Source organism: Stutzerimonas sp. VN223-3, assembly GCF_045999685.1.
In the GTDB taxonomy this organism is placed as follows: Bacteria; Pseudomonadota; Gammaproteobacteria; order Pseudomonadales; family Pseudomonadaceae; genus Stutzerimonas; species Stutzerimonas stutzeri_AR.
This window is the reverse complement of record NZ_RBEC01000002.1, coordinates 221,585-245,885: the sequence shown is the minus strand read 5'-3', so window position 1 is coordinate 245,885 and position 24,301 is coordinate 221,585. Positions and strand designations below refer to the sequence as shown.

At 61.7% G+C, this 24,301-nt stretch carries 24 protein-coding genes; 15 read left to right on the top strand and 9 right to left on the bottom strand.

The window, feature by feature from the left end; all coding sequences use genetic code 11:
• Nucleotides 1–4: 4 nt before the first annotated feature.
• Entirely contained in the window at nt 5–2,278 is a 2,274-nt protein-coding gene (gene ptsP / locus D7241_RS09980) for a phosphoenolpyruvate--protein phosphotransferase (protein ID WP_408101393.1), read from the top strand.
• On the opposite strand, the gene D7241_RS09975 is transcribed toward ptsP, so the two are convergent.
• Entirely contained in the window at nt 2,275–3,051 is a 777-nt protein-coding gene (locus D7241_RS09975; protein WP_408101392.1) for an NRDE family protein, read from the bottom strand. The two genes, ptsP and D7241_RS09975, sit on opposite strands and share 4 nt — an antisense overlap.
• A 155-nt stretch (nt 3,052–3,206) precedes the next feature.
• Between D7241_RS09975 and D7241_RS09970 the strand changes: the two genes are divergently transcribed.
• The 4 genes from D7241_RS09970 (at nt 3,207) to D7241_RS09955 (ending at nt 6,562) form a co-directional block, all read left to right on the top strand.
• Complete coding sequence (locus D7241_RS09970; RefSeq protein ID WP_408101391.1) at nt 3,207–3,989, top strand: sulfite exporter TauE/SafE family protein; 783 nt, start codon at nt 3,207–3,209, stop codon at nt 3,987–3,989.
• Nucleotides 3,990–3,999: 10 nt separating this feature from the next.
• On the top strand, nt 4,000–4,800 hold the full coding sequence (lgt, locus tag D7241_RS09965) for a prolipoprotein diacylglyceryl transferase (protein ID WP_408101390.1): 801 nt from the start codon (nt 4,000–4,002) through the stop codon (nt 4,798–4,800).
• 108 nt (nt 4,801–4,908) lie between these two features.
• Nucleotides 4,909–5,703 carry a thymidylate synthase gene (locus D7241_RS09960; protein ID WP_408101389.1) on the top strand — a complete coding sequence of 265 codons (795 nt, stop codon included), beginning with the start codon at nt 4,909–4,911 and terminating at the stop codon, nt 5,701–5,703.
• A gap of 88 nt (nt 5,704–5,791) precedes the next feature.
• Entirely contained in the window at nt 5,792–6,562 is a 771-nt protein-coding gene (locus D7241_RS09955) for a ParA family protein (RefSeq protein ID WP_408101388.1), read from the top strand.
• 2 nt (nt 6,563–6,564) lie between these two features.
• Here the strand turns inward: D7241_RS09955 and D7241_RS09950 are convergent, their stop codons facing one another.
• Genes D7241_RS09950 through D7241_RS09930 form a run of 5 tightly spaced genes read right to left on the bottom strand, consistent with a single transcriptional unit; the run spans nt 6,565 to nt 11,169 of the window.
• The gene (locus D7241_RS09950) at nt 6,565–7,548 is read right to left on the bottom strand and encodes a branched-chain amino acid ABC transporter permease (RefSeq protein WP_408101387.1); all 984 of its coding nucleotides are present in this window, start codon (nt 7,546–7,548) and stop codon (nt 6,565–6,567) included.
• Nucleotide 7,549: 1 nt separating this feature from the next.
• A complete protein-coding gene (locus D7241_RS09945; protein ID WP_255979804.1) occupies nt 7,550–8,437 on the bottom strand; it encodes a branched-chain amino acid ABC transporter permease in 888 nt (295 codons plus the stop codon).
• Nucleotides 8,437–9,147 (bottom strand): ABC transporter ATP-binding protein, encoded by a 711-nt coding sequence (locus D7241_RS09940; protein ID WP_255979806.1) that lies wholly within the window; start codon nt 9,145–9,147, stop codon nt 8,437–8,439. The genes D7241_RS09945 and D7241_RS09940 overlap by 1 nt, the downstream gene beginning before the upstream one ends.
• Nucleotides 9,140–9,958, bottom strand: a complete 819-nt coding sequence (locus D7241_RS09935; RefSeq protein WP_408101386.1) for an ABC transporter ATP-binding protein — start codon at nt 9,956–9,958, stop codon at nt 9,140–9,142. The genes D7241_RS09940 and D7241_RS09935 overlap by 8 nt, the downstream gene beginning before the upstream one ends.
• A gap of 2 nt (nt 9,959–9,960) precedes the next feature.
• On the bottom strand, nt 9,961–11,169 hold the full coding sequence (locus D7241_RS09930) for an ABC transporter substrate-binding protein (RefSeq protein WP_408101385.1): 1,209 nt from the start codon (nt 11,167–11,169) through the stop codon (nt 9,961–9,963).
• A 706-nt stretch (nt 11,170–11,875) separates the two neighbouring features.
• On the opposite strand from D7241_RS09930, the gene D7241_RS09925 reads away from it, so the two are divergent.
• On the top strand, nt 11,876–12,790 hold the full coding sequence (locus D7241_RS09925) for a response regulator (protein WP_408101384.1): 915 nt from the start codon (nt 11,876–11,878) through the stop codon (nt 12,788–12,790).
• Between the two features lie 164 nt (nt 12,791–12,954).
• Nucleotides 12,955–13,851 (top strand): peptidoglycan DD-metalloendopeptidase family protein, encoded by an 897-nt coding sequence (locus tag D7241_RS09920; RefSeq protein ID WP_255980236.1) that lies wholly within the window; start codon nt 12,955–12,957, stop codon nt 13,849–13,851.
• Between the two features lie 103 nt (nt 13,852–13,954).
• On the opposite strand, the gene D7241_RS09915 is transcribed toward D7241_RS09920, so the two are convergent.
• From D7241_RS09915 to phoB, 3 genes are all read right to left on the bottom strand, one after another.
• The gene (locus D7241_RS09915; RefSeq protein ID WP_408101383.1) at nt 13,955–15,295 is read right to left on the bottom strand and encodes a hemolysin family protein; all 1,341 of its coding nucleotides are present in this window, start codon (nt 15,293–15,295) and stop codon (nt 13,955–13,957) included.
• 100 nt (nt 15,296–15,395) lie between these two features.
• Complete coding sequence (phoR, locus tag D7241_RS09910; RefSeq protein WP_408101382.1) at nt 15,396–16,694, bottom strand: phosphate regulon sensor histidine kinase PhoR; 1,299 nt, start codon at nt 16,692–16,694, stop codon at nt 15,396–15,398.
• Between the two features lie 79 nt (nt 16,695–16,773).
• On the bottom strand, nt 16,774–17,463 hold the full coding sequence (phoB, locus tag D7241_RS09905; protein ID WP_255979815.1) for a phosphate regulon transcriptional regulator PhoB: 690 nt from the start codon (nt 17,461–17,463) through the stop codon (nt 16,774–16,776).
• 163 nt (nt 17,464–17,626) lie between these two features.
• Between phoB and D7241_RS09900 the strand changes: the two genes are divergently transcribed.
• Genes D7241_RS09900 through D7241_RS09865 form a run of 8 tightly spaced genes read left to right on the top strand, consistent with a single transcriptional unit; the run spans nt 17,627 to nt 24,285 of the window.
• Nucleotides 17,627–18,415: an IclR family transcriptional regulator gene (locus D7241_RS09900; RefSeq protein WP_408101381.1), complete on the top strand. Its 789-nt coding sequence runs from the start codon at nt 17,627–17,629 to the stop codon at nt 18,413–18,415.
• Nucleotides 18,412–19,362 carry a 2-dehydro-3-deoxygalactonokinase gene (locus tag D7241_RS09895; protein ID WP_408101380.1) on the top strand — a complete coding sequence of 317 codons (951 nt, stop codon included), beginning with the start codon at nt 18,412–18,414 and terminating at the stop codon, nt 19,360–19,362. Before D7241_RS09900 ends, D7241_RS09895 begins: the two co-directional genes overlap by 4 nt.
• Nucleotides 19,355–19,987, top strand: coding sequence for a 2-dehydro-3-deoxy-6-phosphogalactonate aldolase (locus D7241_RS09890; protein WP_408101379.1), 633 nt, complete (start codon nt 19,355–19,357; stop codon nt 19,985–19,987). The genes D7241_RS09895 and D7241_RS09890 overlap by 8 nt, the downstream gene beginning before the upstream one ends.
• 59 nt (nt 19,988–20,046) lie before the next feature.
• Entirely contained in the window at nt 20,047–21,030 is a 984-nt protein-coding gene (locus D7241_RS09885) for a Bug family tripartite tricarboxylate transporter substrate binding protein (protein WP_408101378.1), read from the top strand.
• Between the two features lie 25 nt (nt 21,031–21,055).
• Nucleotides 21,056–21,541 (top strand): tripartite tricarboxylate transporter TctB family protein, encoded by a 486-nt coding sequence (locus tag D7241_RS09880; RefSeq protein WP_408101377.1) that lies wholly within the window; start codon nt 21,056–21,058, stop codon nt 21,539–21,541.
• 1 nt (nt 21,542) lies between these two features.
• Nucleotides 21,543–23,048 carry a tripartite tricarboxylate transporter permease gene (locus D7241_RS09875; protein ID WP_408101376.1) on the top strand — a complete coding sequence of 502 codons (1,506 nt, stop codon included), beginning with the start codon at nt 21,543–21,545 and terminating at the stop codon, nt 23,046–23,048.
• 9 nt (nt 23,049–23,057) lie between these two features.
• Entirely contained in the window at nt 23,058–23,837 is a 780-nt protein-coding gene (locus D7241_RS09870; protein ID WP_408101375.1) for an SDR family NAD(P)-dependent oxidoreductase, read from the top strand.
• 10 nt (nt 23,838–23,847) lie between these two features.
• Entirely contained in the window at nt 23,848–24,285 is a 438-nt protein-coding gene (locus D7241_RS09865; protein ID WP_408101374.1) for a GlcG/HbpS family heme-binding protein, read from the top strand.
• Nucleotides 24,286–24,301: the final 16 nt, after the last annotated feature.

Here is a 24,301-nt window from a genome sequence, read left to right as displayed (position 1 = left end):
GAGCATGCTCGGCACGCTGCGCAAGATCGTCCAGGAAGTGAATGCCGCCAAGGACCTCAAGGCGGCCTTGGGCATTATCGTGCTGAGAGTTCGGGAGGCCATGGGCAGCCAGGTCTGTTCGGTCTACCTGCTCGATCCCGAATCCGGTCGATTCGTCCTGATGGCCACCGAGGGCTTGAACAAGAAAGCCATCGGCAAGGTCAGCATGGCCCCCAACGAAGGCCTGGTCGGTCTGGTCGGTACCCGCGAGGAACCGCTCAACCTCGAGCACGCCTCCGAGCATCCGCGCTATCGCTACTTCGCCGAAACCGGAGAGGAACGCTACGCCTCCTTCCTCGGCGCGCCGATCATCCACCACCGACGGGTAATGGGTGTGCTGGTCATCCAGCAGAAAGAGCAGCGCCTGTTCGACGAGGGTGAAGAAGCCTTCCTCGTTACCATGAGTGCGCAGCTCGCCGGCGTCATCGCGCATGCCGAGGCGACCGGTTCGATCCGCGGTCTCGGTCGGCAGGGTAAGGGCATCCAGGAAACTCGCTTCATTGGTATTCCCGGCGCGCCCGGTGCGGCGGTCGGGACGGCTTTGGTGGTGCTGCCACCTGCCGACCTCGATGTGGTGCCGGATAAGACGGTCAGCGACATTGCCGCCGAGCTGATGCTGTTCGAGAACGCTCTGGAGGCCGTGCGTGCCGATATGCGCGCGTTGTCCGAGAAGCTCGCCACGCAAATGCGCAAGGAAGAACGCGCACTGTTCGATGTCTACTTGATGATGCTTGACGACTCCGCGCTCGGCGGCGAAGTGTCCAAGGTCATCCGCACCGGGCAATGGGCGCAAGGCGCGTTGCGCCAAGTGGTCAGCGATCATGTAGCCCGTTTCGAGATGATGGATGATGCCTATCTGCGCGAGCGCGCCTCAGACGTCAAGGACATCGGCCGACGCCTGCTCGGTTACCTGCAGCAGGCCCGCCAGCAGACCTTGACCTACCCGGACAAGACCATTCTGGTGAGCGAGGAGTTGTCCCCGGCGATGCTCGGTGAAGTGCCGGAAGGCAAGCTGGTGGGCATGGTCTCGGTGCTTGGTTCGAGCAACTCGCACGTGGCGATCCTCGCCCGGGCCATGGGCATCCCGACGGTAATGGGGGCGGTTGACCTGCCGTATTCCAAAGTCGACGGCATCGAGCTGATCATCGACGGCACGCGCGGCGAGATCATCACCAACCCGGCGAAGGTGTTGCGCGAGCAGTACCTGGTCCTTGCCGAGCAGGAACGGCAACTCTCCGAAGGGTTGGATGTTCTACGCGAGCTGCCGTGCGAAACCACCGACGGCGTGCGTATTCCGCTATGGGTTAACACCGGCCTGCTCGCCGATGTGGTGAGAGCCCAGGAGCGCGGCGCCGAAGGCGTCGGCCTGTACCGCACCGAAGTGCCTTTTATGATCAAGGAGCGCTTCCCCAGCGAAAAGGAGCAGATGGCGATCTATCGAGAGCAGCTCCAGGCCTTCCATCCCTTGCCGGTGACCATGCGCAGCCTCGATATCGGCGGCGACAAGAGTCTGCCGTACTTTCCGATCAAGGAAGAGAATCCCTTCCTCGGCTGGCGTGGTATCCGCGTCACGCTGGATCATCCGGAGATCTTTCTGCTGCAGGCACGCGCCATGCTCAAGGCCAGCGCCGGCCTGAATAACCTGCGCATTTTGCTTCCAATGATCTCCGGCACGCGCGAGCTAGAAGAAGCGCTCCACCTCATTCACCGTGCTTGGGGTGAGGTTCGTGACGAGGGCACCGATGTCGAAATGCCGCCCGTCGGCGTGATGATCGAGGTGCCAGCGGCGGTCTATCTGACCCGTGAACTGGCGCGTCAGGTGGATTTCATTTCGGTGGGCTCCAACGACCTGACCCAATATCTGCTGGCGGTCGATCGCAACAATCCGCGTGTCGCCGATCTCTACGACTACCTGCACCCGGCAGTACTCGAGGCGTTGCAGCGAGTCGTGCGCGAAGCGCACGAGGAAGGCAAGCCGGTGAGTATTTGCGGCGAGATGGCCGGAGACCCGGGCGCGGCCATCCTGCTGTTGGCGATGGGTTTCGACAGCCTGTCGATGAACGCCACAAACCTGCCAAAGGTGAAATGGATGCTGCGTCAGATCAGCTCGACCACGGCGCGCGAGTTGTTGGCCAAGATAATGGTCATGGACAGCCCGCAGGTGATTCACGCCACCGTACAGCTGGCCCTGCGCAATCTTGGCCTGGATCGCATGGTCAATCCATCGGCGGCAATCTAGCCCAGAGCGGACTTCTCGCCTTGGGCGAATGGCAGGCGGATATTGACCTCCCCCAACGGGCCGTCCGGCCCGAAGCAGCGCTCGGTGATGCTCGTTGAGCCATCCGCACGGCGGAGCAGCACGGTGCTGGCTCGGGTGCCGTAGTCGGGGCTGGCAATGAACACGCTCGACAGCAACTTTTCCACTTCATGCGAGACGCCAGTACTGGGCAGCTCTGCGTCGGCGGCCGGTTGCGGGTCGCTCAACAGCTGCAACAGGTTTTCTGCTTCCGGTGCGTCCAGGCATTCATGCAGCGCTGCCCGCGTTCGCAGGAGTTTTGGCCATGGTGTGTTCAGCGCCGCGTTGGACAACCCGTAAACGCCAGGCGGAAGCTGTTCCGGTACGCCGGTGTGCGAGTTGAGGTACCACAGCTCGTGTGCATCGCCGACCAGCAGATTGAACCCCGAATAGTGTTCAAGATGGCCCGTCAGCACGGTCAGATAAGCCTCTGGAGTCAGTTGGCCGCGCAGGAAGCGCTCCGGCAATTCGCCGCGTGAAAGCGATCCGGTCGGTGCGCCGGGGTCACGGATATTGGTCAGCGCGGCGAAGCGACCCTCAGGCCCCACTCCCAGCCAAGTGCCGCCGGCCTGCAGGTCTCGTCCCGCAATGATCTGCGGCGCATCCTCCCAAGGACCCAGCGGCAAGCTGGGGCGGGCATGGAACTCGTCGCGGTTGGCGGCGACTATGAGCGGTAGCGCATGAGTCGGGCGCCAGGCGAATACGATCAGGCACATAGGTTTGCTCAGCTGGAAGCTCGAAGCGAGAAGCTTGAAGCCAAGCAGCCGACTCGGCAACCCTCTTCTAGCTTCCAGCTTCCAGCTTCCAGCTTCCAGCTTCCAGCTTCCAGCTTTTCAGCTACCATGCCGCTTTTGTTGTTCAGGATGGTCCGATGGAGTTCGCGCTTTATCTGCTTCTTGGCGGATTCGCTGGAGTGCTGGCCGGACTGTTCGGTGTTGGCGGTGGAATGATCATCGTCCCGGTACTGGTATTCAGCTTCACCGCGCAGGGGTTCGACCCGCTGGTGCTGACCCATCTGGCCGTCGGCACGTCACTGGCGACTATCGTCTTTACCTCGCTCAATTCGATCAAGGCTCACCATCGCAGAGGTGCGGTGCAATGGCCCGTGGTGCTGTGGATGACCGTCGGCATCGTGCTTGGTGCCGCGCTGGGTGGTCTTACTGCGGCCGCGATCCATGGGCCGGTGCTGCAGAAAATTATCGGCGTGTTCGCCATCGCCATGTCGATCCAGATGGCTTTCTCACTGCAGCCCAAGGCCAGCCGCGGCGTGCCCGGCAAGCCTGGACTCACCTTGGCAGGCGTGGTGGTCGGCTGGGCTTCTGCGCTCTTCGGCATTGGCGGTGGCTCATTGACGGTGCCCTTTCTCAGCTGGCGCAGCGTGCCCATTCAGCAAGCGATCGCGACGTCCGCGGCCTGTGGTCTGCCTATAGCCATTGCCGGCGCGTTGAGTTTCGCCTGGGTCGGCTGGCAGGATGCGCATTTGCCGGAATGGAGTCTGGGCTACGTTTATTTGCCGGCGCTGGTCGGCATCGCCGTTACCAGCATGTTCTTTGCCCGTATCGGCGCCAATCTGGCGCATCGCCTGTCAGCGCTGTTGCTCAGGCGCCTGTTCGCGCTGTTGCTGCTGGGCGTTGGAATCAACTTCTTGATCTGAGGAAACCTGGATGCTGCCTTACCCGCAGATTGACCCTGTGGCCGTCTCGCTAGGCCCGCTGCAAATTCACTGGTACGGCCTGATGTATCTGATCGGGATCGGTGGCGCCTGGCTGCTCGCCTCACGCAGGTTGCACCGCTTCGACCCGAGCTGGGACAAGGACAAGCTCTCCGATCTGGTGTTCTGGGTGGCGATGGGCGTGATTGTCGGCGGACGGCTGGGCTACGTGCTGTTCTACGATCTGGCCTCCTATCTCAACGACCCAAGCCTGATTTTGCAAGTGTGGAAAGGCGGAATGTCCTTTCATGGCGGCCTGATCGGCGTGCTGCTGTGCACGTGGATTTTCGCCCGGCGCAACGGTAAACGTTTCTTCGAACTAATGGATTTCATTGCGCCCTTCGTGCCCATCGGCCTGGGCGCTGGCCGCATCGGCAATTTCATTAATGCCGAGTTGTGGGGCAAGGCCACCGACGTGCCTTGGGCCATGGTCTTTCCCACCGATCCGCAGCAGCTGGCGCGGCATCCTTCGCAGCTCTATCAGTTCGCGCTGGAAGGCGTGGCGTTGTTCGTCATTCTCTGGATCTACTCACGCAAGCCGCGGCCGACCATGGCGGTATCCGGGCTGTTCGCTGTCTGCTACGGCATCTTCCGTTTCATTGTCGAATTCGTGCGGGTGCCCGATGCCCAGCTTGGCTACCTCGCCTTCGGCTGGCTGACCATGGGGCAGGTGCTCTGCGTACCCATGGTGCTGATCGGCCTCGGCATGATCGCCTGGGGCTACCGTCGCGCCCCGGCCAAGGCTTCGGCCTGAGTCGATTCCGTCCGGCTTGTCGCTTCCAGCGAGACATTCCGGGCGGCGACTCTTACTATTCCTAGAGTTTTTTTTCACCGCGCCTTCGCGCCCGTTTCGAGTCCATCGATGAAACAGTATCTCGACCTGATGCGCCACGTGCGCGAGAACGGCACCTTCAAGAGCGACCGCACCGGCACCGGCACCTACAGCGTGTTCGGTTACCAGATGCGTTTCGATCTGGCCGAAGGTTTCCCGCTGGTGACCACCAAGAAGTGCCACCTGAAATCCATCATTCACGAGCTGCTGTGGTTCTTGCAGGGCGACACCAACGTGCGCTATCTGCAGGAAAACGGCGTACGCATCTGGGACGAATGGGCAGACGAAAAGGGCGAGCTGGGACCGGTCTATGGCTACCAGTGGCGCAACTGGCCGGCACCCAATGGCGAGTCGGTGGACCAGATCGGCAAGCTGGTAGAAATGATCAAAAAGAACCCCGATTCGCGACGGTTGATCGTTTCCGCCTGGAATCCGTCGCTGGTCGATCAAATGGCGTTGCCGCCCTGCCATGCCCTGTTCCAGTTCTACGTTGCCGACGGCAAGCTCAGCTGCCAGTTGTACCAACGTTCGGCCGATATCTTTCTCGGGGTGCCCTTCAACATCGCCAGCTACGCCTTGCTGACGCTGATGGTGGCGCAGGTCTGCGATCTGCAGCCCGGCGAGTTCATCTGGAGCGGCGGCGATTGCCACCTGTACGCCAACCATCTGGAACAGGCCGACCTGCAGCTGTCACGCGCGCCGCTACCGTTGCCGACGATGAAGCTCAACCCGGCTGTGAAAGACCTGTTCGCCTTCCGCTTCGAGGACTTCGAACTGGTCGGTTACGAAGCGCACCCGCACATCAAGGCTCCCGTCGCGGTGTGAGAACGGCCGGACGCCGCGTTCCGGTCGTTTAATGCCAGTGTCATATTTGCCGTATAGACTCGACCGCTCGGGGGTTAGGGGCTACGGCATGCGCAGGGTTGTGTTCAATCAGAAGGGCGGTGTTGGCAAGTCCAGTATCGCTTGTAACCTCGCTGCAGTGAGTGCTGCGCAGGGGTATCGGACGCTGCTGGTCGACCTCGATGCGCAGGCCAACTCCAGCCATTACCTCACGGGTCTCACTGGCGATGATCTGCCCACCGGCATTGCCGATTTCTTCAAGCAGGTGCTGGCTGGCGGTGCGGTGGGCAAGAAGGCGCGGCCGCCAATCAGTGAAACCCGTTTCGAGAATCTGCATGTGGTCACCGCCACTGCCGAACTTGCGGATCTGCAACCCAAGCTCGAAGCTAAATACAAGATCAACAAGCTGCGCAAGTTGCTGGAAAGCCTCTCTGAGGAATACGAGCGAATCTACCTCGATACGCCGCCGGCGCTGAATTTTTTTACCGTGTCCGCATTGATCGCGGCGGATCGCTGCCTGATTCCGTTCGACTGCGACAGTTTCTCTCGTCAGGCGTTATACAGCCTGCTCGATGAAATCGAGGAACTGCAGGAAGACCACAACGGCGTGCTCAAGGTCGAGGGGATCGTGGTCAACCAGTTCCAGCCGAGGGCGGCGCTGCCGCAACAGATGATCGACGAGCTGTTGGCCGAAGGCCTACCGGTGCTGCCGGTGCACTTGATGAGTTCGGTGCGAATGCGCGAGTCGCATCAGGTCTGCCTGCCGCTGATCCATTTCGACCCTCGACACAAGCTGACCCAACAGTTCGTCGCGCTGCACGGGCATCTCGAGGGTGCCTGAGCTCACTCGTCCCTTGCATGTTCGATCTTACGGCCCAGGCGGGAGGCATACAGCTCTCCGATGATGCCGCGGCGGAAGATCAGCACGCAGACCATGAAGATGATTCCAGTCACTAGCGTGACCGGTAGCTCCGAGGTAGCGAAATAGTTGCCCAGGGTGGTCACCAGCGCAGCGCCGAACACAGGCCCGACCAGCGTGCCGATCCCGCCAAGCAACGTCATCAGCACCACCTCGCCGGACATCTGCCAGCTAACGTCGGTTAGCGTGGCGAACTGGAACACCAGCGCTTTCAAACCTCCTGCCAATCCCGCCAGAGCCGCCGACATGACGAAGGCGCCAAGCTTATAGCGCGTCACCGAGTAGCCGAGGGAGATGGCGCGGTTTTCATTCTCGCGAATCGATTTGAGGATCATCCCGAAAGGCGAGTTAACGATTCGCCAGATCGCCAACATGCCAAGAAGAAACACGCTCAGCACGAAAAAGTACATGTGCAGCGGCTCTTTCAGATCGATCAGGCCGAACAAGTGGCCGCGAGGGATGCCCTGGATACCGTCCTCGCCGTGAGTGAAGGGGGCCTGCACGCAAAAGAAGAAGAACATCTGCGACAGCGCCAGAGTGATCATCGTCGAATAGATGCCCTGCCGCCGGATCGCCAGAAAGCCAATTACCAAGCCGAGAAATGCGGCACCGATGACGCCGACGAGCACCCCAAGCTCTGGCGTCAGCCCCCATTCCTTGACGGCGTGGGCGGTGAAGTAGGCGGCGCCGCCAAAGAACGCCGCATGGCCGAACGAGAGGATGCCGGTATAGCCCAGCAGCAGGTTGAAGGCGCAGGCGAACAGGGCGAAGCACATCACCTTCATCAGAAACACGGGGTAGAAGTGCAGGGGCGCCAGTACCAGCGCCACGACACCGATAAGGATCAGGATTGTCTCTGCGTTCCAGCGCTTTCGCTTTGCTGCGGCGGTTGCGGTTGCTTGCTGCATGTCAGCCATCCTTTCCCATCAAGCCCGCCGGACGCACGAGCAGCACGATCGCCATGACCACGAAGATCACGATGTTGGAGGCCTCTGGGTAGAACACCTTGGTCAGCCCCTCGAGAATCCCGAGCATGTAACCGGTGATGATCGCGCCCAGAATCGAACCCATGCCGCCGACCACCACCACGGCGAATACGACGATGATCAGGTTGGAACCCATCAGCGGGCTGACCTGATAAATCGGCGCCGCGAGAATCCCGGCCAGCCCCGCCAGACCGGAGCCCAGCCCGTAGGTGAAGGTCAGCAGCAGCGGCACGTTGATACCGAAGGTGCGCACCAACGTGGGGTTTTCGGTGGCGGCGCGCAGATAGGCACCGAGTTTGGTCTTCTCGATCAGCAGCCAAGTGCCCAGACAAATCAACAGGGATGCCAACACTACCCAGGCGCGGTACTTGGGCAAAAACATGAAGCCAAGGTTGTAGCCGCCCGATAGCAGGCTCGGCACTGCATAGGGCTGGCCGGACGAGCCGTAGAAGTAGCGGAACGCGCCTTCCAACGCGAGGGCCAGGCCGAACGTGAACAGCAGGCCATATAGATGATCGAGGTTATACAGTCGCGAGAGCGCGAGTCGCTCGATCACTGCTCCGACGAGGCCAACGATCAGCGGTGCCAGGATCAACGCCGGCCAGTAACCGATGCCCAACATCGCCAGCAGCAGGTAACCGGCGAAGGCGCCCATCATGTACTGCGCGCCGTGGGCGAAGTTGATCACCTTGATCAGGCCGAAAATGATCGCCAGGCCAAGGCTGAGCATGGCGTAGAAGGAGCCGTTGATCAGGCCGATCAACAATTGCCCTAGAAAGGCCTGGATGGGTACGCCGAAGATTTCCGTCATCAGACCCCCAGGGTTTCGTTGAGTATCGTCATACGGTCCGGCAGTTCGCTGACGTGGAAGCTGTCGACGATCCGTCCGTGATCGACCAGATAAAAGCGGTCGGCGACTTTGCTGGCGAAGCGGAAGTTTTGCTCCACAAGCAAGATGGTCATGCCGCGCTCCTTGAGCGTCAGCAGCACATCGCCGATGCGCTGGACGATCACCGGTGCCAGGCCTTCGGTGGGCTCGTCGAGCAGTAGCAGTTTCGCTCCGGTGCGCAAGATGCGCGCGATTGCCAGCATCTGCTGTTCGCCGCCGGAAAGTTTGGTCCCGGCGCTGTTGCGGCGTTCCTTGAGGTTGGGGAACAGCTGGTAAATCTCGTCGGTGGACATGCCGCCCTTGGCGATGATCGGGGGCAAGGTCAGGTTCTCATCAACTGTCAGGGTGGCGAAAATGCCGCGCTCTTCCGGCACGAAACCCATCCCGGTGTGCGCGGTTCGATGCAATGGCACGCGCATCATGTCGCGGCCATCGAATTGAACCGTTCCGGTACGTTTGCGGATGATGCCCATGATCGAGCGCAGCGCCGTGGTTTTGCCCACGCCGTTACGGCCGAGCAGGGTGACGGTTTCGCCCTGATGCACGTCCAGATCGATCCCATGCAGGGCATGGCTCTCGCCATACCAGGCGTTGAGCTCACGAACACTCAGCAGCGGCGTGGCCTCACTCATCTTCCGTCCCCATATAAGCCTCACGAACGCGTGCGTCCTGACTCACGCTGCGGTAGTCGCCAGAGGTGAGAATTTCCCCGCGCTGCAGAACGGTTACCTGATCGCAAAGGTCGGCGACGACTTTCAGGTTGTGCTCAACCATCAGGATGGCGCGGTCGCGAGCGACTTCGCGAATGATCTCGGAGACGATATGCACGTCCTCGTGCCCCATGCCTGCCATCGGCTCATCGAGTAGCAAGACCTTGGGTTCCAGCGCTAGTGTGGTCGCGATTTCCAATACACGTTTGCGTCCGTAGGACAGATCCGCGGCAGGGCTGTGGCTGGCGTCCTGCAGCCCTACCGATTCGATCAACGCCATGGCGCGCTCGTTGAGCCGATTAAGCGAACGCAGCGGCAGCCAGAACTGAGTGGCCAGCCCACTGGGGCGTTGCAGCGCCACGCGCACGTTTTCCAGGACGCTCAGGTGCGGGAATACCGCCGAAATCTGAAACGAACGGACCAGTCCCATGCGGGCGACCCTGGCCGGATCGGTGCGGGTGATGTCATGGTCGAGCAGCCGGATGCTGCCGCTCGACGGTTGCAGGAATTTCGTTAGCAGATTGAACACGGTGGTCTTGCCCGCGCCGTTGGGCCCGATCAGAGCGTGGACGCGCGCATGGTGAACGTCCAGATCGACATTGTTCACCGCTACGAAACCCCCAAAATCGCGGCGCAGCCCGCGTGCCGAAAGCACGACGCGCGGTTGCGATTCATCGCCGATGCCCGGCGAAGCCGCCGCTTCCCCGGGCACATTACCGACGCTGGCCGCCATGCTTATTGCTTGACCAGGTCGCAGCCGCTCTCGGCTGGTTTGATGTAAGCCTCATCCCCCGGCACAGTGGCGAGCACCTTGTAATAGTCCCAGGGCTCCTCGCTTTCCTCGGGCGTCTTCACTTCCATCAGATAAACATCGCTGATCAGCCGACCGTTCGCGCCCACCTTGGCATTGCGCGCGAAAAGGTCATTCACAGGCATCTCATGCATGGCCTTGGCTACCGCTTCCGTTTCGTCGGTGCCGACCTTGTCGATGGCCTTCAGATACTGCAGAACCCCCGAGTAGGTCCCGGCATGGACCATGTTCGGCATGCGCCCGGTACGTTCGAAGAAGCGTTTGCCAAATTCTCGAGATTGGTCGTCACGGTCCCAGTAGAAGCTTTCGGTCAGGGTCAGGCCCTGTGCCGCTTCCAGTCCCAGGCCGTGTACCTCTGACAGGGTGAACAGCAGAGCCGCGAGGCGCTGCCCGCTGGCGACGATGCCGAACTCCGCCGCCTGCTTGATTGCGTTGGCAGTATCCAGCCCGGCGTTGGCCAGGCCAATGACTTCGGCGCCGGAGGATTGTGCCTGTAGCAGAAAGGACGAGTAGTCGTTGGTGGCCAGCGGATGACGCACCGAGCCCTTGATCTCGCCGCCCTTGGCTTTGACGAATTCGCTGGTCTGCTCTTCCAGCGAATAACCGAAGGCATAGTCGGCGGTGAGGAAATACCAGCTGTCTCCGCCCTGAGACACCAATGCGCCACCGGTACCGACCGCCAGCGCATGGGTGTCGTAGGCCCAGTGAAAGCCATAGGGCGAGCACTGCTTTCCGGTCAGCTCCGTGGTGGCGGCGCCGGTTACCAGATCGATCTTTTTCTTCTCCTTGGAAATGCCTTGCACCGCGAGTGCAACGGACGAGGTGGTCAGCTCCATGATCGAGTCGACCTGTTCGCGGTCATACCACTGGCGGGCGATATTGGAGGCGATATCCGGCTTGTTCTGATGGTCAGCCGTGACGATCTCGATCGGCGCCCCCTGAACTTTTCCGCCGAAATCTTCCGCCGCCATCTTGGCCGCCTCAAAGGACCACTTGCCACCGAAGTCGGCGTAGACGCCGGATTGGTCGTTGAGGATTCCGATTTTCACTTTTCCATCGGATATTTCCGCAGCCGACGCGGGGATCACCGCTGCCGCGCTCAATGCTGCCGTTGCAATTGCCAGAAGCTTCATCGCCTATCTCCTTGCAGGGGTTGACCGCTTACAGGGCGGCCCATGCGGGCTGCCACGGACTGGACGGTTCGGTGGGTAAAGGGGTGCCGGCAGACGGGACTGCCTCCATCACAACGATTTGGCGCCGACGGGCGCCGCGGTAACGGCTCCGGGCGTAATCCTTAAGGCGCGTCGATTGGAAAAAATAAATCGGGGCTGCGGCAGCAAACGGGGTCGCTCCAAGAGAAGCCGTCGGTCGTTGTGCCGGGCAGGCATGAATAGTCGATGGGGGTGTTTTCATTCGGCCTGACTATGTCTTTTTTAATTATTGTTAGAACTAAACGTAGCAGGGGATCGGCCAGACGCAACTGACCATTTCGGGCGAATCGGCTGGATTCGGTAGGCTTATTCGGCGCAGCTTGCGAGCTTGACGCATCCGTAAGGCTCAACAAATAAAAAAAAACAGGCGCAGCGCTTACTTCGCGTGGCGATCTATCCATACAGGGCGCCGGTGCCCGGGGTTTAAGCTCGGTGTCGGGCTCATTTTTTGGTCCGTTGCGCTCATCTTTCGCAAGTTCAAGAGTCAGTCGAGCGTCGTATTCGGTCGGGAGCGCCAGGCAAATGACAATCGCTGGCCAAATGAAGTTAAAGTGCCACGCTGGTCGGCTGTGCTTTTTTCGACCGGCGGCTACCGCTATGCTGGCGGCCATTCAAGCAGGAGCGAGTGATGAGCAAGGTCAGTGTGCTGGTAGTGGATGACGCACCCTTTATCCGGGATCTGGTCAAGAAAGGATTGCGCAGTCATTTCCCAGGTATCCGCATCGAGGACGCGGTGAACGGTCGCAAGGCGCAGCAGATGCTCGATCGCGAACGCTTCGACCTGATTCTCTGCGATTGGGAAATGCCAGAAATGTCCGGGCTCGAGTTGCTCACTTGGTGCCGTGCCCACGAAAAACTGAAGACCACCCCGTTCATCATGGTCACCAGCCGTGGCGACAAGGAAAACGTCGTCCAGGCGATCCAGTCCGGTGTTTCCGACTTCATCGGCAAACCCTTCTCCAACGAGCAGCTGATCACCAAGGTACGCAAGGCACTGGGCCGCGCTGGCAAGCTTGATGCGCTGGCGGCCAGCGCACCGCCACGGCCGACGAACACCGGAATGGCCAATGATTCACTGGCCGCGCTTACCGGCGGCAAGGCGGAGGTGGTGAAGCCTGCGTCCGCTGCATCGGCCAGCTCTTCGGTGCCAGCGGCCGCCGCGCCGTTGATCCAGCCGAGCGCGGCCAAACCCACTGCTTCGAGCGGCGGGCGGGGTCAGGGCCAGTTACGCCTGGCGAGCGGAACGCTTCCCTGCGTGATCAAGGCGCTGAGCCTCAAGGAAGGCCTGCTGGTGGTCAAGCGCAGCGAGATTCTGCCGCAGGTATTGGAAAGTGCCGTGCTCGATCTAGAACAGGGGGAGGGTGGCGAGATCGCACGCTTGAATGGCTACTTGCATGCCGTCGCGGCGCTAGAGCCAAAGCCCGACAGCGAGTGGCTACAGCTGACCTTCCGTTTCGTCGATCGCGACCCGCAGAAGCTCGACTACCTGTCGCGTTTGATTGCCCGCGGCACCGCGCAACGGCATTTCGTTCCGGGAGCTTGAAGGCCGATCCTGCCGGCCACTGCCTGTACGAATCACTCCGTCCGTCCGGAAAATTCTTCGTAAAAGGAACAATTTCACAGCCCGACGGTCGGTGGCTCGCGCGTACCCCGTTGCGCTGCTAGTCTGCAGCGCTCTGAATACATAACCACATGAAGTCTGCCGTTATGTTGGGGCGCATCGTTCTCTGTCTCGGGTTGTTCTGGCTGGCATCGCCCGCCTCGGCCCTGACCATCTACAAGTACACGGACGCCAACGGCGTGGTCACCTACAGCGACCAGGCCGCTCCCGGCGCGCGCGTGTTCACCTTCAACGACCGCATGGTCGAGACGCTCGATAATCAGGTGAAGCTGGAGACGCGCAAGCATGCCGCCGGGGAAACCTTGCTGGTGCGCAATGATCTCTTCGCGCCGGTGGATATCGAGCTCCAGCTGACCGGTGTGCAGAACGCCGTCGGTGTGCCGGATGAACCGATTCGCTGGGTGCTACCGCCACGCAGCCAGATCCGTCTGGCGACCCTGGCGCCGCTCGACCCTTCAAAGCCGCTGAAATACACCCCCAAACTGCGCCATGCGCTGGGCGATCCGCGCCTGCTACCCAAACCCTATCGTTATCCGCTGCCCTGGCGCGGCGGTCCGTTCCGTCTGACTCAGGGCGCCAATGGCAAATACAGCCATTTCACGCCCAAAGGCCGCTACGCCGCGGACATCGCCATGCCCGAAGGCACGCCGATCATCGCGGCGCGTGGCGGCATGGTGGTGAAGATCGAGAACAGCCAGAGCGGGCGCGGTAACAACCCGTCGGGCAACTTTGTGCGGATCATGCATGACGACGGCACCATGGGCGTCTATCTGCACCTGATGAAGGGGTCGGTGAGCGTCCGCGAGGGCCAGCGCGTCGAGACCGGCGCCCGCATCGCGCGTTCCGGCAATACCGGCAACAGCACCGGGCCACACCTGCACTTCGTGGTGCAGCGTAACGTCGGGCTGGCGGTCGAATCGATTCCCTTCGACTTCTCTCAGCCGGTAAACAGTCTGCCGAATTTTGCGGTTGGCGGGGATTGAGTAGCGGCGAGCTTGCAGCGTAAGGCGGTTGCAACCCGCCGATTGCCACCTGTACATCTGGCGGGTTCGCCCGCCCTACGATTCTGTCCCGCCTCCAGCCGCTTTATTCCTGCTTCAACACCTTGGCTAGCACGATTTTTGGCCCGCGCATCTTCTTGATAATGACTTGCAGGTTCTCGATAACCAGCACTTCGTTTTCTTCCGGAACGCGCTTCAGGGTTTCGTAGATCAGACCGGCAAGGGTATCTGCTTCGATGTGGTCGAGATCTACGTTCAGCAGCCGCTCGACCTTGAATAGTGGCGTATCGCCACGCACCAACAATTTGCCGGGCTGATAAGCGAGGATGCCGCGCTCGGTCTTGCGATGTTCGTCCTGGATATCGCCCACCAGCACTTCGAGCACGTCTTCCATAGTCAGGAAACCCACGACCTTGTGGTCGCCTTCCTCCACCAACACGAAATGCGCGCCGCCTTGGCGGAACTGATCCAGCAACGCATTCAGTGGCAGGTGCCGGGGCACCCGTTCAAGCGGCCGCAACAGGGTGGTGAGGTCGAAATGTTGCGCAAGTTGTTCGTCGCTGGCCAGCGCCAGCAGCAGATCCTTGATATGCAACAGGCCGATGTACTCGCCCTGCTCGGTATCGAATACCGGGTAGCGGCTGTATTTATGGCGACGAATCAGGTCGAGGATGTCCGGCAGCGATGCGTCGTGCTCCAGTTGCAACAGATCTTCGCGCGAGTTGGCCCAATCGGCGACTTCCAGCTCGCTCATTTCGACGGCGGAAGCCAGCACCTTGATGTCCTGGTTGGCCGGATCCAGTGCGCGATTTGAATGCAGGATCAGCTTCAGCTCGTCGCGGCTGTAGTGGTGTTCGTGATGATCTCCCGGCTCACCTTGCCCGGCGACACGCAGAATTGCGTTGGCGCTGGCGTTGAGCAGATAAATCGCCGGATACATGGCCCAGTAGAAGAGGTACAGCGGCGCGGCCGTCCACAGCGACAGCAGCTCGGGCTTGCGGATTGCCCAGGACTTGGGCGCCAGCTCGCCGACAACGATGTGCAGGTAGGAAATGATGAAGAACGCGGTGAAGAACGCGACGCCATGCACCACGGCTTGCGATTGCACACCAATGGCTGCCAACAGCGGTTCGAGCAGATGAGCGAAGGCCGGCTCGCCGACCCAGCCGAGGCCCAGGGATGCCAGGGTAATACCCAGTTGGCAGGCAGACAGGTATGCGTCCAGTTGGTTGTGCACCTTGCGCAGGATATGCCCGCGCCAGCCGTGTTGCTTGGCGATGGCTTCGACCTTGGTCGCGCGCAGCTTGACCATAGCGAACTCGGCGGCCACGAAGAAGCCGTTGAGCAGAACCAGGAACAGGGCGAAGAGAATCAAACCGAAATCGGCGAAGTAGGAAGGGGCGACGTAACTGGGGGAAGGGTCCATGAAGGTTTCGGGTAGTTAATGACGGCCACAAGGATGGGGCTCGACTCGGGTTATTTCAAGAAGCTGGTGAGGACATTGATCGGCGGCCGATTGGCGATGCTTACTGCACCGAGGCCTGAGACAGCGGGAAATGGCAGGTAAAGATGCTGCCTTTGCCCGGCGTACTGTTCACGTCCAGACGGCCCTGATGGCGCAGCAACACATGCTTGACGATGGCCAGTCCCAGCCCGGTGCCGCCGGTGTTGCTGGCGCGGCTCGAATCGACCCGGTAGAAGCGTTCGGTCAGGCGCGGCAGGTGCTTGGATTCAATGCCGATCCCGGAATCCTGCACGGCCAGATGCGCGCCGTGCTCGTTGCACCACCAGCGAATCTGGATCACGCCCCCAGCTGGGGTGTACTTCACCGCGTTGAATATCAGATTGGAAAATGCGCTGCGCAGCTCAGCCTCGCTGCCCTTGAGTAGCAAGGTGGGGTCGGCCTCGAGAGTAATGTCATGGTTGCGCTCGGCGGACAAAGCCAGGGCGTCGCTTTTGATCGACTGCAGCAGGCCGGCGACAGCCACCGGTTGGGTATTGGTCGGCGGGCTGGTGGCTTCCAGTTTCGCCAGCAGCAACAGGTCATTGAGCAGATGCTGCATACGCCCGGCCTGTTGGTTCATCTGTTGCAGCGCCCGTGACCAGCGCGGATTCATCTCGTCAGTGTGTTCGAGCATGGTTTCCAGATAGCCGGCAATCACCGTCAGCGGCGTGCGCAGCTCATGCGAGACGTTGGCGACGAAGTCCTTGCGCATCTGCTCCAGCAGATGCAACCGGGTGATGTCGCGTACCACCATCAGATGCTCACTGTTGCCGTAGCGCGTGATAGTGACCTGCAACCAAAGACGGTCATTGACCGGCGAGGAAAGCTCCAGCGGTTCCTCGTGCCGGCCGCTGTCGAAATATTCCTTGAAGCTCGGATGGCGAACCATATTGGTGACCGGATGGCCGGTGTCCGGCTTTTTCAGGCCCAGCAGGCGCTCTGCGGCGGGGTTCCACCATTCAAGATTGCCATCGCTGTCGAGCATGATCACGGCGTCTTTCAGAGCTGTCGTCGAACCCTGAACGCGATCGATGACAGCCTGCAGCTGGCCGCGCAAACGCAAGTCCCTGCGCTGCAACTGATAGAGATTGTCGAAGATCTCGCCCCATAGGCCGTGGCTGTCTGGCGGCGGCTCGTCGGGCTGACTGCGCTTGAGCCAGCGCAGCAGACGGCGCATTTGATGCAACGTCCAACCGACGTAACCGGCCAGGCCCACCGCCAGGGCCCAAGCATATTCGCCGGTGATCAGGCCGATCAGCAGGCATCCCGCCAATAGCAGAAGCAGCCGGCGCATCAGTGCGCCTTGCCAGTCTTGGTTCACCGCTAACGCTCCTTGAGACAGCTTAGGCTGGCCGGAAATCATCTACAACGCCAGCGAAAGCCCGGCGGTTACGGCTTGTTCAGCTCTTGGTGGAAAAACGATAACCGGTGCCGCGCACGGTCTGCACCAGATTCTCATAGGTTTCGCCCAGCGCCTTGCGCAGACGACGGATGTGTACATCTACGGTGCGCTCTTCGACATAAACATTGCCGCCCCAGACCTGATCGAGCAACTGTCCGCGAGTGTAGGCGCGCTCCTGGTGGGTCATGAAGAACTGCAGCAGGCGGTACTCGGTCGGGCCCATGTCCGCCGGCGAACCATCGATGGTGACCCGGTGGCTGATGGGGTCGAGCAGCAGACCGCCGATCTCGATCGGCGTCTCGTTGTCGCTGGGCGCGGCGCGGCGCAGCACCGCTTTGAGGCGTGCCACCAGCTCGCGCGGGGAGAAGGGCTTGGTGATGTAGTCGTCGGCGCCCACTTCCAGACCCTGGATCTTGTTGTCCTCGGCATCCTTGGCGGTGAGCATGATGATGGGGGTGTTGGCGGTCATTTCGTCGCGCTTGAGGCGCCGCGCCAGCTCGATTCCCGACGTGCCGGGCAGCATCCAGTCGAGCAGGATCAGGTCCGGTTGACGATCGATGATCAGGGCGTGGGCCTGCTGGGTATTGTCCGCTTCGAGGCACTCGTAGCCGGCCATTTCCAGCGCCACCACGATCATCTCGCGAATCGGCGCTTCGTCATCGACGATCAATATGCATTTGCCGTTCATGTCCGCTCTCGGTCCGTTTCTTGTCGCTCGGCATTAGATAACGGAAATGTTGCAGCGATATGACAAATTTATCCGCCTTGATGTATCCCACAATTTGGGAGTGTAACTCGCATATTGAGACCGGCTGTTTTTGGTATTAAGGTGCGCTTCGTAGGAGACGCTCATGACTCAAGACAACAACAAAGAAGCTCCCCTCGGCGCGCAGGCGCTGTTTCGGGGATTGGCGGTAATCGATGCGGTCTCGCAGGGCGCGGATTCGCTTGCAGCGATTGGCAGCGCCATCGGCTGCACGCGCAGCACGACACACCGTCTGGTCGCGGCGCTGGTGCAGGCCGATTATCTGCGTAGCGAGGCGCAGGGTTATCGTCTCGGCCCGCGGCTGATCGAGCTGGGTTACAAGGCCCGTGCAGAAATGCCTTTGATCAAACTGGCGCGCCCTCATCTGCAGCGCCTGGCCGATCTGACGCAGGACACCATTCACCTCGGCGTTCGCGAAAGCGGCGACGTTCTCTACATCGATAAGCTGTCGAGCACCCGTGGTCTGGAGATGCGCTCGCGTATCGGTTTGCGCATGCCCCTGGCGCTGACCGGGATCGGCAAATCGTTGATGCTCGATCTGCCCGCAGCCGACTGGCAGACGCTCTACGAAGAAGGACTTCAGCGGCGAGCGGGCCAGAGCGGGTTGCGTGAGGAGTTCACCCCCTGGCAGGACTATCACGCACAGATGGCGGAATACGCGGCGGGTGGGTTCAGCTTCGACCTTGAGGAAAACGAACTCGGTGTGCGCTGCGTAGCGGCCCCTGTTCGTGACACGGGCGGGGAAATCATCGCGGCGCTGAGCGTCGCGAGCGCGATCCCATACATGCCGGAAAGTCGTCTGGAAGAACTACGGCCTGTGGTCATACGGTGCGCGGCCGACGTATCCGCCGAGCTGGGATGGAGGGGGCGATGAGCGAGCCCTGCCTGATCGGTATCGACTGGGGGACCTCATCCCTGCGCGCTTATTTGCTCGGCCCTGGCGGCTTGCTGCTGGATAGCCGGTCGCAACCTTGGGGAATTCAGCACACACCCGATCGCGATTTTGCCCGCGCCTATCGACTCTTGTTGGAAGACTGGCTCGCACGCTGGCCCGGCCTGCCGGCCATCGCGTCCGGCATGATTGGAAGCCGCCAAGGTTGGCGCGAAGTGCCCTATGTCGATTGTCCGGCCGACGCGTCGGCCCTCGCTGCCGGGTTGGTCAGTATCGAAACCGGGGTCGGCGCGCTGCACCTGATTCCGGGAGTACGGCAGGTCGGTGAACACCCCAACGTATTACGCGGCGAGGAGACCCAGGTGGTGGGCGCGCTGGCCCTCGATCCCGCCCTGGAGAAACAGGCGCTTTTGCTGCTGCCGGGCACCCACAGCAAGTGGGTCCAGGTGCGCGACGGTTCACTGCACACCTTCTCCACCTATATGACTGGCGAACTATTCGCCGTGCTGCGGGAGCATTCGATTCTCGGCCGGCCGGCACTGGAAGCGGGTCCGGTTTCCAGTGCCGAGGCCTACCGGCGCGGGCTTCAGGCGACGCGCGACAGCGGCTCGAGTGGCATTGCCGATCGACTGTTCAGCGTCCGCAGCCTGGTGCTTTGCGGTGAGCTGCCGGCGGCCCATAGCCTCGATTATCTCTCCGGCCTGTTGATCGGCGAGGAACTGCGCAGCGCGCTGTGTGGCCTCCCATCGTCACCTTTACCGACCCCGGTGCTACTCGGCGAACCGGCGCTGTGCGCCCGTTATCGCGAAGCGCTGGCGCTGTTCGGCCTCGACCGCGTGCGGAGCCTGGACAACCCCGGCGTCGCCGGTCTCTGGCAAGTCGCACAGACTGCCGGGTTGATCGCCAAAGAGGAGGTGCAACGTGCTTGACCCATTCATGGCCCAGCTTCCGCTGGTAGCGATCCTGCGTGGCATTACGCCGGAGTCGATTCTTTCAGTGGGCCGGGCGCTCTATGGGAGTGGCTTCCGCCTGATCGAAATTCCGATGAATTCACCGCAGGCACTGGTGAGTATCGAAATGCTCGCCGCGGATTTGGGAGCGGACTGTCTGGTCGGTGCCGGTACGGTGCTCGATGTGGCCCAGGTACAGGCCGTTGCTGCAGCCGGCGGTCGGCTTATCGTCTCCCCGAACATGAATCCGGACGTCATCCGTGCCACGCGTGCTGCCGGACTGATCAGCGCACCGGGCGTGGCAACGCCGAGCGAAGGCTTCGCTGCGCTGGAGGCTGGCGCCCAGGTGCTCAAGCTGTTCCCCGCCGAACAGTGTGGTCCCGCCGTGGTGAAAGCCTGGCGGGCGGTATTCCCCCAGGATTGCCCGTTACTTCCGGTCGGTGGCATCACGCCTGAAAACATGGCCGCTTTCGTCGATGCAGGCGCGGCTGGTTTCGGCCTGGGTTCCGCCCTATACAGGCCGGGCCAGAATTCCGCGGATGTGACGCGTAACGCCACTGCTTTCGTTGCCGCCTGGGAACGACTGAAAACACCAATGAGGTAACCCCAACGCCCGTTTACGGGCCTGCAGCTGTACTCAAAAACAATAAAAGGAGAGCTGATATGTCCATGACTTCAACCCCTCGCTGGGTCCGCAAAGGCTGCCACGCGCTGGCCCTGCTATTTGGGCTGAGCGCTTTGCCAGCAATGGCCGCGGAGTGGCCGACCCGACCGGTCACGATCGTCGTCCCGGCAGGCGCCGGCGGTGGTTCCGATGGCACCGCACGTATTCTCGCCAAGTACCTCAAGGAAGAGTTCGGCGAGCAATTCAACGTGCTCAACCTCGGCCAGGGCGGCGGTGTGGTCGGCATCAACCGCATCGTCAGTGCCAAGCCGGACGGTTATACCCTTGGTGTGCTGTTCAACTATGCGCACTACAAGGAGATGGGGCAGGCCGATTTCGAGCTGAGCGACTTCACGCCCATCGCGCAGTACAACTTCGACCCGGCAGGCTTCCAGGTTCGCACCGACTCGCCGTTCAAGACCGTCAACCAGGCGTTGGACGCGATCAAGGCGGAGCCAGCGAAATACACCATTGCTTGCGCCGGCGGCTGCGGCGGGTCCTGGCCGGTCGCAGTGGCAACCCTGCTCGACCGCTGGGGTGTCGAGATGAGCAAGGTGCGCATGATTCCGGGCCAGGGCGCGGCTGCCGCCATGCAGGATCTGGCCGCCGGTGGCGTTGACTTCGTACCGAGTTCGCTGCCCGAGGCCGATGCCATGCTCAGGACCGGCACGGTACGCAGCCTGGCGGTGTTCGGTCCCGAGCGGCAGGAAAACTTCCCGGAAGTGCCCTCGCTGAAAGAGGCTACCGGCCTCGAACTGGAGCTCGGCTCGTTCCGCGGTCTGGTCGCGCCCACGGGGTTGCCGACGGACATCCGAGCCAAGCTCGAAGCCGCGATGAAGGAGATCTATGCCAACCCCGAATGGCAGGCAGAGATGAAGTCGCGCGGCTTCAACCCGCAGTGGCGCGATTCGGAGGCCTTTGCCCGTTACCTCGAGCAGCACACCGGTGACGTCAAGGCGCTGTTCGCCAAGATGGACATGTGATCGCAGCCGGCACGGAGTCATAGCCATGAAACTATCCGACCTGACCTGGGGAGTTCTCAGCCTGGCGCTGGGTCTCGGCGTGCTCGTCGTGGCCAGCGGTATGGAAGCGTCGCCGTACTTCCAGTACGGCGCCGGTTTCTACCCGTCGATCATTGGGACGATGCTGATGCTGGTGGGCCTCGTGCTTAGTAGCAAGGGCGTTGCGGCCGCGCGTGCCGGCCGCGCACCGATGTGGCTGGGTCTGTGTGACTGGTGCCGCGTGCCGGGTCATTGGCTCAGCCTTGGGCTGGTGATTGGCGGACTGATCGCATTCCTGCTGCTGGTCGAGTCGCTCGGCTTTTTGCTCACAGGTTGGCTGCTTGTCGCCGGGCTCGGTGCCCGTTTCACTGGACGGCCGCTGCGCGCGATGGTCTGCGCGGTTGGCGTGGTCGGCTTTCTCTATCTTTTCTTTCAGCAGGTGATGGGTGTGCCCTTGCCCCAGGGTCTGCTGGCCAACCTCGGAGTGCTTTGAGATGGACGTCATCCTCGACGCGTTCGGCCAGGTCTTTACCTTCAAGGTGCTTGCGATCATGGCCGTCGCTGCGCTCTACGGGCTGATGGTCGGCGCCATTCCGGGGCTAACCGCCACGCTAGCGGTGGCGCTGATGGTGCCGATCACCTTTTTCATGGACCCGGTACCCGCCATCGCTGCAATCGTGACGATGGCCGCGATGGCGATTTTCGCGGGCGACCTGCCTGCGGTGCTGCTGCGCATGCCCGGCACGCCGGCCTCGGCGGCCTACACCGATCAGGCCTATCGCTTCACACAGGCCGGGCGGGGCGAGTACATCCTCGGCATCAGCGCCTGTACCTCGGCTATCGGCGGTAGCATCGGCGTGCTCGCGCTGATGTTCGGCGCGCCATTGCTGGCGCGCTTCGCGCTTAACTTCAGTTCGTTCGAATACTTCTGGCTGGCGACGCTCGGACTCACCGCAGCGATCATGGTCGGCGGTACGCAGGTGAGCCGCAGCGCGGTGTCCCTACTGCTCGGCCTGCTGGTGGCGAGCGTCGGCATCGACCCGGTGTCCGGCGAAACGCGTTTTACCTTCGGTAGCGACGCGCTGCTTGGCGGCTTCGGCTTCATCCCGGTGATCATCGGCCTGTTCGCGGTCGCCGAGATTCTGCGCTTTTGCACCCGCAGTGCCAGTGAGCGCGAATTACCGCACGTGCCGCAGCAACCGCTTTACTTGCAAGCCCTGCGCGATGCGCTGCGGCACAAGCTCGGCATTCTCCGCGGCTCGGTGACTGGCACGCTGATCGGCGCGTTGCCCGGCGCCGGGGCCGACATCGCCGCCTATATCGCTTATGCGATGGGGCGCCGCCAGCGCGGTGCCGCTGACCATCCCGATGAAGGCGCAGTGGCGCAAATCGCACCGGCCACGGCGGCGAACAACGCGGCGGTCGGCGGCAGCTTCATCCCGGCCACGGTGTTCGGTATTCCGGGCGATTCGCTGACTGCCATCGTCATCGGTGTGCTGCTGATGAAGGGACTCAATCCGGGGCCGACGATCTTCACCGACAACGCCAGCATGATCAACGCGGTGTTCCTTGCCTTTCTGCTGGCCAACCTGATGTTGATTCCATTCGGCTTCCTGTCGGTGCGGCTGTTCAAACAGGTACTGCGGATTCCGCAGGGCATCCTGATGCCGTCGATCCTGCTGTTCGCCATGGTCGGCGCCTACGCGGTGGAGAACAGCCTGTTCGCAGTGGTGACCGTCCTGGTGTTCGGTGTGCTCGGCTTTCTGCTCGAGGAAAACGACTTTCCGCTGGCGCCGATGATTCTCGGCATCGTCCTCGGTCCGCTGCTGGAGGAAACCTTCGTCACGTCGATGATGCGTTCGAACGGCAGCTTCCTGGCCTTTTTCGAGCGCCCCGTATCCCTTGCCTTGGCCCTGATTACGCTCGCGGTCTGGCTACTGCCGCCGCTTTTGCGCCTTTGGCGTGAGCACCGTACATCCCGTCCCGCCTTCTCTGACTAAGGAGCAACCATGTATTTCAACGACCTCAAGGGCAAGCGCGTCCTCATCACCGGCGCCACCATGGGTATTGGTCTGGCCACCGCCAAGGCATTTGCCCAACTGGGCGCCAAGGTCGGTATCACTGCTCGCAATCGGCCGGAAAATCTCGATGCGCTGCTGACCGAACTCTGCGCGCAAGGCGGGGAGGCGGCATTCTTCGTCGGTGACCTGAGTCGCAGTCAGGACTGCGTCGATACCGTCGCGGCCTTCGTAGAGCGCTTCGGTGGTTTGGATGTGCTGATCAACAACGCCGGCGCGCTGTTGGAGCGGCGCGGGCTGGAGAAAATCGACGATGCGTTCTTCGATGCCATGGTGGACGTGAATCTACGCTCGGCACTGTTGATCACTCGCGAAGCCATCCCGCACCTGCGTAAATCGGCCAAGTCCAGCGGACAGAGCACATCGGTGATCACCACCGGCTCGATCGCCGCCTATAACGGCGGCGGCCCAGGCGCGAGCCTCTACGCTGCCTCCAAGGCCTGGCTGCACAACGTGCAGCGCAACTGGGTGCGCGAGTTCGCCGGTGACAACATTCGCTTCAACGTGGTTGCGCCGGGCACGGTGGATACCGCTTTCCATGCCGACAAGGATGACTCCGCTCGCGCCCAGGTAAATACCACCATCCCGCTCGGACGATTCGGTACGTCTGAGGAAATGGCCCCGGCTTACCTGTTCCTCGCCTCGCACGCCTGCAGCGGCTATATCACGGGCCAGACGCTGGACGTGAACGGCGGCCAGGCGATGCCCTGAGGAGCGCGCGATGAATACTCAGGTTGCTGCACCTCCGCTGGCTTACGGACCGCCCATCAGTCTGGAAACGGCGAGCCGCGTCGTCGACGCCGCACGTGCACATGCGCAGGCCAACGGCTGGGCGATGGTCATCGCCGTGACCGACGCCGGCGGTCATCTGGTTCTGCTGCAGCGGATGGACCACGCCACGCACGGCAGCGTCGAGGTGGCCCAGCGCAAGGCGGCCACCGCGGCGGCCTTCAAACGCGCCACCAAGGGCTTCGAGGAAACGCTCGCCAGCGGCGGGGCGACGTTGCGGCTGCTGTCGATGCATAACGCCATCCTCATGGATGGCGGCATTCCGTTGATCGAAGACGGCCGGGTGGTTGGCGCCATCGGCGTCTCCGGCATGCACCCCAGCCAGGACGGTCAGGTCGCCGAAGCCGGTGCCCGTGTGCTGAACGGCTGAGTGCTGCGAGGTGAAA

Bases quoted from the DNA above. Each gene is read 5' to 3' on its own strand.
- ptsP (WP_408101393.1), top strand. From the start codon at position 5: ATGCTCGGCACGCTGCGCAAGATCGTCCAGGAAGTGAATGCCGCCAAG.
- D7241_RS09975 (WP_408101392.1), bottom strand. From the start codon at position 3,051: ATGTGCCTGATCGTATTCGCCTGGCGCCCGACTCATGCGCTACCGCTC.
- D7241_RS09970 (WP_408101391.1), top strand. From the start codon at position 3,207: ATGGAGTTCGCGCTTTATCTGCTTCTTGGCGGATTCGCTGGAGTGCTG.
- lgt (WP_408101390.1), top strand. From the start codon at position 4,000: ATGCTGCCTTACCCGCAGATTGACCCTGTGGCCGTCTCGCTAGGCCCG.
- D7241_RS09960 (WP_408101389.1), top strand. From the start codon at position 4,909: ATGAAACAGTATCTCGACCTGATGCGCCACGTGCGCGAGAACGGCACC.
- D7241_RS09955 (WP_408101388.1), top strand. From the start codon at position 5,792: ATGCGCAGGGTTGTGTTCAATCAGAAGGGCGGTGTTGGCAAGTCCAGT.
- D7241_RS09950 (WP_408101387.1), bottom strand. From the start codon at position 7,548: ATGCAGCAAGCAACCGCAACCGCCGCAGCAAAGCGAAAGCGCTGGAAC.
- D7241_RS09945 (WP_255979804.1), bottom strand. From the start codon at position 8,437: ATGACGGAAATCTTCGGCGTACCCATCCAGGCCTTTCTAGGGCAATTG.
- D7241_RS09940 (WP_255979806.1), bottom strand. From the start codon at position 9,147: ATGAGTGAGGCCACGCCGCTGCTGAGTGTTCGTGAGCTCAACGCCTGG.
- D7241_RS09935 (WP_408101386.1), bottom strand. From the start codon at position 9,958: ATGGCGGCCAGCGTCGGTAATGTGCCCGGGGAAGCGGCGGCTTCGCCG.
- D7241_RS09930 (WP_408101385.1), bottom strand. From the start codon at position 11,169: ATGAAGCTTCTGGCAATTGCAACGGCAGCATTGAGCGCGGCAGCGGTG.
- D7241_RS09925 (WP_408101384.1), top strand. From the start codon at position 11,876: ATGAGCAAGGTCAGTGTGCTGGTAGTGGATGACGCACCCTTTATCCGG.
- D7241_RS09920 (WP_255980236.1), top strand. From the start codon at position 12,955: ATGTTGGGGCGCATCGTTCTCTGTCTCGGGTTGTTCTGGCTGGCATCG.
- D7241_RS09915 (WP_408101383.1), bottom strand. From the start codon at position 15,295: ATGGACCCTTCCCCCAGTTACGTCGCCCCTTCCTACTTCGCCGATTTC.
- phoB (WP_255979815.1), bottom strand. From the start codon at position 17,463: ATGAACGGCAAATGCATATTGATCGTCGATGACGAAGCGCCGATTCGC.
- D7241_RS09900 (WP_408101381.1), top strand. From the start codon at position 17,627: ATGACTCAAGACAACAACAAAGAAGCTCCCCTCGGCGCGCAGGCGCTG.
- D7241_RS09895 (WP_408101380.1), top strand. From the start codon at position 18,412: ATGAGCGAGCCCTGCCTGATCGGTATCGACTGGGGGACCTCATCCCTG.
- D7241_RS09885 (WP_408101378.1), top strand. From the start codon at position 20,047: ATGTCCATGACTTCAACCCCTCGCTGGGTCCGCAAAGGCTGCCACGCG.
- D7241_RS09880 (WP_408101377.1), top strand. From the start codon at position 21,056: ATGAAACTATCCGACCTGACCTGGGGAGTTCTCAGCCTGGCGCTGGGT.
- D7241_RS09875 (WP_408101376.1), top strand. From the start codon at position 21,543: ATGGACGTCATCCTCGACGCGTTCGGCCAGGTCTTTACCTTCAAGGTG.
- D7241_RS09870 (WP_408101375.1), top strand. From the start codon at position 23,058: ATGTATTTCAACGACCTCAAGGGCAAGCGCGTCCTCATCACCGGCGCC.
- D7241_RS09865 (WP_408101374.1), top strand. From the start codon at position 23,848: ATGAATACTCAGGTTGCTGCACCTCCGCTGGCTTACGGACCGCCCATC.